The organism is Staphylococcus sp. EG-SA-17, assembly GCF_017151845.1.
Taxonomy (GTDB): domain Bacteria; phylum Bacillota; class Bacilli; order Staphylococcales; family Staphylococcaceae; genus Staphylococcus; species Staphylococcus aureus.
Genome location: NZ_JACVZO010000182.1, coordinates 1 through 242, shown reverse-complemented (window position 1 = coordinate 242; position 242 = coordinate 1). Strand labels below are relative to the sequence as shown.

Annotated in this window: 1 pseudogene; it reads left to right on the top strand. The window is 31.0% G+C overall.

Annotated elements, in window-relative coordinates:
- Positions 1-242, top strand: a pseudogene (locus IDG65_RS14670) (DNA replication protein DnaC); the annotation flags it as partial.

The window sequence follows — 242 nt, the reverse complement described above, 5'->3', positions numbered from 1 at the left end:
AAAAATAAACGAGAGTTTAAAAAAATATCAACCAATCGAAGTAATACTAAGACAGAATTGCGATAAATGCGGGCATCAATATGACTTATATAAGTTTGAAAATGGATATGAATACAAAGACGGTTGCAAATGTGAAATCTATGAGGAATATAAGCGAAACAAGCAACGGAAGATAAACAACATATTCAATCAATCAAATGTTAATCCGTCTTTAAGAGATGCAACAGTCAACAACTACAAAC